This is a genomic window from Mycobacterium sp. TH-M106 (assembly GCF_057473765.1).
This window is the reverse complement of record NZ_JBYCLE010000365.1, coordinates 1-8,837: the sequence shown is the minus strand read 5'-3', so window position 1 is coordinate 8,837 and position 8,837 is coordinate 1. Positions and strand designations below refer to the sequence as shown.

Below are 8,837 nucleotides of genomic sequence, written 5' to 3'. Positions count from 1 at the left end.
TGCGCACCGCCCGCGACAAACCGTCGTCCATGGTGAACCGCTCGCGGCTCCAGTCCACCCCGTCGCCCAGCCGCCGCATCTGGGTGCCGATCGTGCCGCCGGAGTCTCGTTTCCATTCCCAGACCAACGCGGCGAAGCGCTCCCGGCCGACATCCTCTTTGGTCCGGCCTTCTTCGGCCAATCGGCGCTCCACCACCGTCTGCGTGGCGATGCCGGCATGGTCCATCCCCGGCAGCCACAACACCTCATAACCCTGCATCCGCTTGCGGCGGGTCAAGACGTCAATCAGAGTGTGATCCAGCGCGTGCCCCATGTGCAGGCTGCCGGTCACGTTCGGCGGCGGCAGCACGATCGAATACGCGGGTTTCGCGCTGGCCGGGTCCGCGGTGAAGTAACCGGCGTCGACCCAGCCCTGGTAGATGGCGGCTTCGACCGCACCGGGATCCCATGATTTGGGCAATTCCGCCGCATCGGCGGCACCCGGGCTGGCAGTCACCGGTTAATTCTAGGAACGCCCGGCGAGCAGACGCGGAAGCCCCTGATTCCGGGGCAAATCAGGGGGCTTTTGCGTCTGCTGGCGGTGAAAGTGCTGGCGCTGAAAGCGGCTACTTCTTGCCGCCGAGCAGACCGCCGAGGACTTCGCCGATCGCGCCACCGGTCTTGCCGCCCAGCATGTTGCCCAGGATGCTGCCCATCGACGTGCCGCTTCCGCCGCCGGCGCCGCCGGCGCCGCCCAGGATGCTGCCCAACACGTCGCCGAGCCCACCACCGGAAGCCTGCTGCTGGGCTGGTTCTTTCTTCTGGCTCAGCTGCTTGCCGATGTAGGCCAGCACGATCGGCGCCAGTATCGGCAGTAACTTCTGCATCAGGTCGCTGTTGCCGCCGCCGGCCCCGGCCAGCGCCGAGGCGACCTGACCCGCGTCGTTGCCGCCGAAGATGTTCGCGATTGCCTTCAGCCCGTCTGCGGCGTCGATCTGGCCCACCTGCACACCGCCGTCCAGCAGCCCCCGGGCGGCATGGGCTGCCGATTCAATGCTGGACGCGTCACCGGCATCCTGCGCGTTGTGTTGCAGGCCGCTGACCAACACCGGGACCAGTGTTTGGATGGTGCTGCTCACCTCGCCCTCGTCGGCACCGAGCTGGCTGGCGATTTCTTGTACGGGGATCTGGGTGAAGAGATCATCAAGACCGGCCATGAGGCGTTCACTTTCCTTGCAGGGCCATCACTGACTGACAGCATTGGCGTCGACATTATCCCAACCGGGTGACGTCCAGCGACACTTCCGCGGCAGGGAACCGGGCTAGCAGCGCATCGCCCATCGCCGCTGCCGGAGTGAGCACACCACGCAGGTCGGACAGCTTCTCCCGGTCCAGCGCCAGCGCCAGGGCGCTCTCGCCCAGCAGCACCGAGGTGGCCTGGTAACCGGGATCGCCGCGCTGCGTCATGGTAGCTCGGTAGCGGGCTCCGGTGGTCGTCGTGGTGTAGGTCTCGACTCGGTAGTGACCGCGTTGGCGGACGGCTTCGCTGGGCCCGGTCCCCGGGGCCGGGGTGAACCGGCTCACCAGCCCGTCCGGCAGCAACCGAAGATAGCGGCCGCCCAACTGCCACACGGTGTTGCCGACGGCGGTAGCCAGCCCGGAGAGCACCGGCGCCGCCACCGACGAGCCGACGCTCATGTGTTCCGCATACCGGAACCGTCGTCCGTATGCCCACCCGAGCAGTGTGTTGCTGCGCCGCACGATCCGGGTGTTGACCGCTGCCATCGCGAACCCCGCGGTCCAGATGCCGGCCAGTTCGGGCACGATCGCACCGCCGCGCCGCCACAGCAGGTCCGGCTGCGGTCCGAGGTCGGGTTCGGCGGAGCGATCGCCACTGAGCGTGTAAGGATCGTTGAGCTCACGACGTACCTCGGGGTGGCTGGACGAGGTGCGCAGCACCTCGACCATGGAAGCGATGGTGCCGCCGGAGAAGTCGCTGAACGGGGTGCACAGCACGAAATCGGTGTCGACGAGCTCACCGGCGCCGTCTTCGCGCGCCCGGCGGTGCAGCGCGTACACGCTCAGGTCCGACGGGATGGAGTCGAATCCGCAGGCGTGCACGATGCGCGCGCCGGTGTCGGCGGCCTGCTTGTGGTACAGGTCGATGCTGTCCCGCAGGAACATCACCTCACCGGCCAGGTCGACGTAGTCGGTGCCGGCCGCGGCGCACGCCGCGACCAGCGGCAGCCCGTAGCGGGTGTAGGGCCCGACCGTGCTGATCACCACCCGGGCCCGGGCAGCCAGCGCGTCCAGCGTCGACGGCTTGGCGGCGTCGGCAATCAAGACCGGCCAGTCCTGCGCTGCGGGGCCCAGGTCATCGCGCACCGCCCGCAGTCGCTCGGCGCTGCGGCCCGCCAGCCCGATCCGCGCATCGGCCCCGCCCGTGGCCGCGGCAACCGCGGCCAGGTAGCCCGCGGTGAGCTTGCCGACGAAACCGGTCGCCCCGTAGACGACTATCTCAAGTTCACCGTCAAGTTCACCGTCAAGCTCACGCGATGCTTCGGGCATCTGCCCGACGCTACCCGACATGCACGACGGCGCCGGACCGCGGCCGGCGCCGTCGTCTGCCCTCACGCTTCGCCGGGCCGAAGCCGCCTGTCAGCCGCGCCGTCCGCAGGTCGGCCACGCGCCCAGGCCTTGCGTCCGCAGCACGTTCTCGGCGACCCGGATCTGCTCGCCCCGGCTGGCGTTGTGCGGCGAGCCCGAACCGCCGTTCGCCCGCCAAGTGCTCGGGGTGAACTGCAGGCCACCGGAGTAGCCGTTACCGGTGTTGATCGCCCAGTTGCCACCGGACTCGCAGGCCGCGATCGCGTCCCAGTTCACGCTGTATGCCCTGGCTGCAAGGGGAGCCGGCTTGGGCGCAGGAGCCGGTTCCGGGGCCGCTTCCGGCTCGGCAGGCAGCTCCCACAGCGCCGGCGCCAGGTCCTGAGAAGCCGGCGGGTCCTCGGGAGTCGGCGGGAGGCCGTCGGGCGCCGGCGGCAGATCCCCTGGCGGCAGTGGCAGCTGCCCCGGAAGCGCCGGAGCTTCCGGCGCAGTGCCATCAGGGGCATAGGAGGCGGGGGCCGCCAACGCGACGTCCTGCACGGTCACCGGGCCGGTCGACGCGTCCGTCTCGGCGTCATCCGCGGCAGCGGTGTCGATCGGCGCGGTGGCGAGCACCGTGGCCAGTGTGGCCAGGCTGAGCGTCTTGCGGACGTGATTCACTGTCATTCCTTTCGCTGATCGCGCGCCGAAGCAAGCCCGCGGGTGTGGGCTCGGGGCCCGATGCGGGCCGGATTGGTGCCTCGGGACGTGCCGTCTGATTCCGGCACGGCAGCGGGAGCACGATCTGCCCGGCCGGCCTACTGTCCGGCGGCTGTGGATCGGCTGTCGCCGCCCACAACCCCGCTCACGCGTGGATCGGTTATTCGATTTTGTATGTGCCATTTATGGCCGAGAGGGACCGTACGAGATCGATGTGCATTAGTCATCTCGGACGCGATCGGTATCTCGATCCGATAACGACCCGATCACACGTTGTATTTACGGGAATCTTCCGAGGTCACGCTGAATGTTTGCCACGGCGCGGCAGTCGAGTGACAACGCCGTAATCGTGAGTCAAATCACGCAAAGATTGTGAGCTGGGACACGGCATTGGATTGCCTCCCCGCCCGAATGTTCATGCGGGTGCGTAGATAACGTACCGATCACAAAATGTGACGAATTACTCAATTTCTGGGGTCGGAATTTCCCAATGCCGCCAGCTCAGCTGGCGTGTTGAGGTTGGTCAGTGGCCGCGAGTCGGACAGCACGATCCGCTGAGTGTCGAGCGGGCCGACCAGCGCCCCCAGCCGGCGCTCGCCGGCGGCCACCAGCGCGTCGATTCGATCGGCCAGCCGCGTGCGGTACACCCCGGCCAGATAGTGATCACGTCCATCCCACGGCAACACCGCGTCGGCATCCAAGCTCGCGGCCGGACCCGCGAGTACGTCGATCAGATCGACGGTCAGCAACGGCATGTCGACCGCACAGACGAAGGCGCGCTGCGCACCCGCCTCGGCGGCCGCCCGCAATCCCCGCCCGACCGCTGCCAGCGGACCGAGTCTAGGCACCTCGTCACGCAGCAGTCGCGCCGACAGTCGGGGCAGCGTCTGCCCGGCGGCGGCTATGACGAAAACCGGGTCGCATCGCTGCGCCGCGACGAACACCAACCGCTCGATCAATGTCCGGCCGTCGATCGACCCCGGTACGGTCAACGTCGCTTTGTCACGGCCCATCCGCCGTGATGCCCCGCCGGCCAACACCACCCCCGCCAGCGCCCGCCAGCGCCCGCCAGCCGTGCGTTCAGCGGACCCGGTCAAGGCTCGTCAGGCTACGGTCCAAGTGTCACGTCCACGCAGCAACGTTTGCAGTGCCGCAGCGTCGTGCGGGGCGGCCTGCTGAGCCGCACCGACCTGCGCCCGGGCCGCGTCGTCGTAGGTGGGTTTGCTGACCTGACGGAAGATGCCCATCACGGCGTGCGCCAGGTTCTGATCGGACAAGCGGGACAGGGCAAACGCATACGATGAGTTCTCCAGCGTGGCGTCGTGAACGACGATCTCGTCGGCGGACACGTTGGCGGTCTTGGTGACCTCGAGCCCGTAGCCGGATTTGACGACGCAGAATTCGCCGCTGGCGCCGAAGACGATCGGCTCGCCCTGGCGGACGTTGATCACCCGGTTCTCGGCGCCCTCCTTGCGCAACTGGTCGAACGAGCCGTCGTTGAAGACCGGGCAGTCCTGCAGGATCTCCACCAGCGCGGACCCGCGGTGCTCCATCGCGCCGCGCAGCACCTCGGTGAGCCCCTTGCGGTCGGAGTCCAGTGCGCGGCCGACGAAGGTAGCTTCGGCGCCAATCGCCAGTGAGACCGGGTTGAACGGGTTGTCCAGCGAGCCCATCGGTGTCGACTTGGTGATTTTGCCGGTTTCGGAGGTCGGCGAGTACTGGCCCTTGGTCAGCCCGTAGATCCGGTTGTTGAACAGCAGGATGGTGATGTTGACGTTGCGCCGCAGGGTGTGGATCAGGTGATTGCCGCCGATGGAGAGCGCATCTCCGTCGCCGGTGACCACCCATACCGACAGGTCTTCGCGGGCCACCGCCAATCCCGTCGCAAACGTCGGTGCGCGGCCGTGGATCGAATGCACCCCATAGGTTTCCAGGTAGTACGGGAAGCGGCTCGAGCAACCGATGCCACTGATGAACACGACGTTTTCCCGGCGCAGCCCCAGCTCGGGCAGGAAGTTGCGGATAGTGTTGAGGATCACGTAGTCGCCGCAGCCCGGGCACCACCGTACTTCTTGGTCGGAGGTGTATTCCTTTGCCTTCTGCGGCTCACCGGTGGTGGGTACTGCACTGTCTTTGGTGGGCGCCAGACCGAGGTCCGCACCCACCAGGCTCACGCCGACCAGGTCAGTCATTTGTCTGTGCTCCTGCTCCGACCGTAGCCACCGCCAACCTGGCTACCATCGCCTTGTCGTCTTCGAGCTCGGCCAGTGTCCCGCGTGTCCCGCTCAGAGCGGCCCGGATGACGCGCCCGATCTCGTCGGCGAGGAATGCGACACCCTGGACCTTGGTGACCGACTGGATATCGACCAGGTAGCGCCCGCGCAGCAGCAGCGCCAGCTGGCCCAGGTTCATCTCCGGTACGACCACCTTGGGGTAGCGGCGCAGCACCTCACCCAGGTTGGCCGGAAGCGGGTTGAGATAGCGGAGGTGGGCGTGCGCCACCTTGGTGCCCCTGCGGCGAGCACGCCGGCAGGCCTCGCCGATCGGACCATACGAGCTGCCCCAGCCGATCAGCAGTAGTTCCGCGTCCCCGGAGGGATCGTCGACCTCCAGATCGGGAACGCGGATGCCGGCGATCTTGGCCTGGCGAATCCGCACCATCATGTCGTGATTGGCCGGTGCGTAGGAGATCTCGCCTACGCCGTTGGTCTTCTCCAGCCCGCCGATGCGGTGTTCGAGACCCGGGGTTCCGGGGACGGCGAACTGCCGCGCCAGGGTCTCCGGATCACGTGCGTACGGCTGGCAGTCGTCGCCGGCCTGGGCGAGCGCACGGTCGATGGGCGCGATCGAGCCGATGTCGGGCACCCGCCACGGCTCGGACCCGTTGGCGATCGCCCCGTCGGACAGCAAAATCACTGGGGTTCGATAGGTCAGCGCGATACGGGCGGCCTCGATGGCGACCTCGAAGCAGTCCGACGGGGTGCGCGGGGCCAGCACGGCAACCGGGCATTCGCCGTTGCGTCCGAACAGCGCCTGCAGCAGGTCGGCCTGCTCGGTCTTGGTCGGGAGCCCGGTCGACGGGCCGCCGCGCTGGACGTCGACAAGCACCAGCGGCAGCTCGGCCATCACGCCGAAGCCGAGCGCTTCGGACTTCAGCGACAACCCGGGGCCGGAGGTGCTGGTCACACCTAGCGCTCCGCCGTAGGAGGCGCCCAGCGCGGCGCCGATGCCGGCGATCTCGTCTTCGGCCTGCAGGGTGATCACGTCGAAGCGCTTGTGCTTGGCCAGCTCGTGCAGGATGTCCGAGGCCGGGGTGATCGGGTAGCTACCCAAAACGACCCGGGTGCCGGCCAGTTGGCCGGCGACGATAAGTCCGTAGGCCAGCGCGGTGTTGCCGGAGACCTGCCGGTATTCGCCGGGCGGCAGCATCGCGGGCGACACCTCGTAGGTGGCGCCGAACGCCTCGGTGGTCTCCCCGAAGTTCCAGCCGGCCTTCAGCGCCAGCACGTTGGCTTCGGCGATCTCGGGCTTGCCGGCGAACTTCTCCCGGATGAAGGTTTCGCTGGTCTCGACCGGCCGGCCGTACATCCAGGACACCAGGCCGAGGGCGAACATGTTCTTGGCGCGCTGACCATCCTTCTTCGATACGCCACTGGGTTCGACCGCGCCCAGCGTCAGCGTGGTCATCGCCACCGGCTGCACCACATAGTCGGAGAGCTCGCCGTCTTCCAACGGATTGCCGTCATAGCCGACCTTGGTCAAGTTGCGCTTGGTGAATTCGTCGGAGTTGGCGATCACCAGCCCGCCCCGGGGCAGGTCTTCGATGTTGGCTTTCAGCGCCGCGGGATTCATCGCCACCAGCACGTCGGGCCGATCGCCGGCGGTGAAGATGTCGAAGTCTGCGATCTGGATTTGAAACGACGACACCCCCGGCAACGTGCCCTGCGGCGCCCGGATCTCGGCCGGGAAGCTCGGCTGGGTGGCCAGGTCGTTACCGAATACCGCAGCTTCTGCGGTGAACCGGTCACCGGTGAATTGCATACCGTCGCCGGAGTCACCGGCGAAGCGGATCACGACCTTCTCGAGCTTGCGCCGCTCATGTGTCGCTTCCGACCCGTCCTGTTCGCCCTGGTCAGCGTGGTCACCGTCCGGACCCACGTCCCCGCCTTCCGTCGTTGTTCCCGCCCCGGGGGTTCGCATCACGACCGCAAACGCACACCGCTACCGCCGGAGTCGACCCCGCCCGAAATTTTTACGTCACTGCCGGTGCCGATTATTGCACCGCTCTTAGGGATGCCTCGACGCCACGCGCTCTCGATCCACAGCGGACCCGCCACAAAATACCGAGGTCATGGTCCCATACCAGACGGCTGTGGGTTGCGATGTGGTGTTCGTCACTTTTGCTGGCGGTTCACGCTTAAGAACGTTGGACGGCCCGCCAGCGTTCATCGGCACCGCGTGCGATCAGGCACTCTTGTCGCGCCGTACCGCGCGGGACGGCTTGCGCGGCACGATCGTCGGCAACACGTTGTCCTCCACCGTCTCCTTGGTCACCACGACCTTGGCGACGTCGTCGCGGCTGGGGATGTCGTACATCACCGGCAGCAACACTTCTTCCATAATCGCGCGCAGCCCCCGCGCCCCGGTGCCGCGGTGGATCGCCTGGTCTGCGATCGCCTCCAGCGCGTCGTCGGTGAACTCCAGTTCCACACCGTCCATCTCGAAAAGCCGGGTGTACTGCTTGACTAGGGCGTTCTTCGGCTCGGACAGGATCTTGACCAGCGAATCCATGTCCAGGTTGGTCACCGAGGCCACCACCGGCAGCCGGCCGATGAACTCCGGGATCAGCCCGAATTTGATCAAGTCCTCGGGCATCACCTCGGCGAAGTGGTCGGTGGTGTCGATCTCGGCTTTGGAATGAACCTCGGCACCGAAGCCGAGACCGCGCTTGCCGATACGGTCGGAGACGATTTTCTCCAAGCCGGCGAACGCGCCCGCGACGATGAACAGCACGTTGGTGGTATCGATCTGGATGAACTCCTGGTGCGGGTGCTTGCGGCCACCCTGTGGGGGTACCGACGCCTGGGTGCCCTCCAGGATCTTCAGCAGCGCCTGCTGAACGCCCTCACCGGAGACATCGCGGGTGATCGACGGGTTCTCGCTCTTGCGGGCGATCTTGTCGACCTCGTCGATGTAGATGATGCCGGTCTCGGCGCGCTTGACGTCGTAGTCAGCGGCTTGGATCAGTTTGAGCAGAATGTTCTCCACGTCCTCACCGACGTACCCGGCTTCGGTCAGCGCGGTGGCGTCGGCGATGGCGAACGGCACGTTGAGCATCTTGGCCAAGGTCTGCGCCAGGTAGGTCTTGCCGCAGCCAGTCGGCCCGAGCATCAGAATGTTCGACTTGGTCAGCTCGACCGGCTCCCCGGATCGGGAATCGCGGCCCTTCTCGCCGGCCTGGATGCGCTTGTAGTGGTTGTAGACGGCCACCGCCAGCGTCCGTTTGGCGGTGTCCTGGCCGATGACATAGCCCTCCAGGAAGTCCCTGATCTCCG

The 8,837-nt window shown here is 67.0% G+C and carries 8 protein-coding genes; all 8 read right to left on the bottom strand.

Annotated features, from left to right (window positions below):
- The coding region (locus AC2VOP_RS12875; protein ID WP_486961333.1) for a class I tRNA ligase family protein at nucleotides 1-496 on the bottom strand (496 nt) is incomplete at its 3' end.
- Nucleotides 497-605: 109 nt separating this feature from the next.
- The gene (locus AC2VOP_RS12870; RefSeq protein WP_486961332.1) at nucleotides 606-1,196 is read right to left on the bottom strand and encodes a DUF937 domain-containing protein; all 591 of its coding nucleotides are present in this window, start codon (nucleotides 1,194-1,196) and stop codon (nucleotides 606-608) included.
- A gap of 55 nt (nucleotides 1,197-1,251) precedes the next feature.
- The gene (locus tag AC2VOP_RS12865; protein ID WP_486961331.1) at nucleotides 1,252-2,547 is read right to left on the bottom strand and encodes a saccharopine dehydrogenase family protein; all 1,296 of its coding nucleotides are present in this window, start codon (nucleotides 2,545-2,547) and stop codon (nucleotides 1,252-1,254) included.
- Between the two features lie 90 nt (nucleotides 2,548-2,637).
- Nucleotides 2,638-3,243: a transglycosylase family protein gene (locus tag AC2VOP_RS12860; protein ID WP_486961330.1), complete on the bottom strand. Its 606-nt coding sequence runs from the start codon at nucleotides 3,241-3,243 to the stop codon at nucleotides 2,638-2,640.
- A 503-nt stretch (nucleotides 3,244-3,746) separates the two neighbouring features.
- Nucleotides 3,747-4,379, bottom strand: coding sequence for a molybdenum cofactor guanylyltransferase (mobA, locus tag AC2VOP_RS12855; protein ID WP_486961329.1), 633 nt, complete (start codon nucleotides 4,377-4,379; stop codon nucleotides 3,747-3,749).
- A 6-nt stretch (nucleotides 4,380-4,385) separates the two neighbouring features.
- A complete protein-coding gene (locus tag AC2VOP_RS12850) occupies nucleotides 4,386-5,474 on the bottom strand; it encodes a 2-oxoacid:ferredoxin oxidoreductase subunit beta (RefSeq protein ID WP_486961328.1) in 1,089 nt (362 codons plus the stop codon).
- Entirely contained in the window at nucleotides 5,467-7,482 is a 2,016-nt protein-coding gene (locus tag AC2VOP_RS12845) for a 2-oxoacid:acceptor oxidoreductase subunit alpha (RefSeq protein ID WP_486961334.1), read from the bottom strand. Before AC2VOP_RS12845 ends, AC2VOP_RS12850 begins: the two co-directional genes overlap by 8 nt.
- A 264-nt stretch (nucleotides 7,483-7,746) precedes the next feature.
- A partial coding sequence (clpX, locus tag AC2VOP_RS12840; protein WP_486961327.1) for an ATP-dependent Clp protease ATP-binding subunit ClpX occupies nucleotides 7,747-8,837 on the bottom strand: 1,091 nt, incomplete at its 5' end.

Excerpts from the sequence above, each read along its gene's own strand:
- AC2VOP_RS12870 (WP_486961332.1), bottom strand. The coding sequence starts at position 1,196 with ATGGCCGGTCTTGATGATCTCTTCACCCAGATCCCCGTACAAGAAATC.
- AC2VOP_RS12865 (WP_486961331.1), bottom strand. The coding sequence starts at position 2,547 with ATGCCCGAAGCATCGCGTGAGCTTGACGGTGAACTTGACGGTGAACTT.
- AC2VOP_RS12850 (WP_486961328.1), bottom strand. The coding sequence starts at position 5,474 with ATGACTGACCTGGTCGGCGTGAGCCTGGTGGGTGCGGACCTCGGTCTG.
- AC2VOP_RS12845 (WP_486961334.1), bottom strand. The coding sequence starts at position 7,482 with ATGCGAACCCCCGGGGCGGGAACAACGACGGAAGGCGGGGACGTGGGT.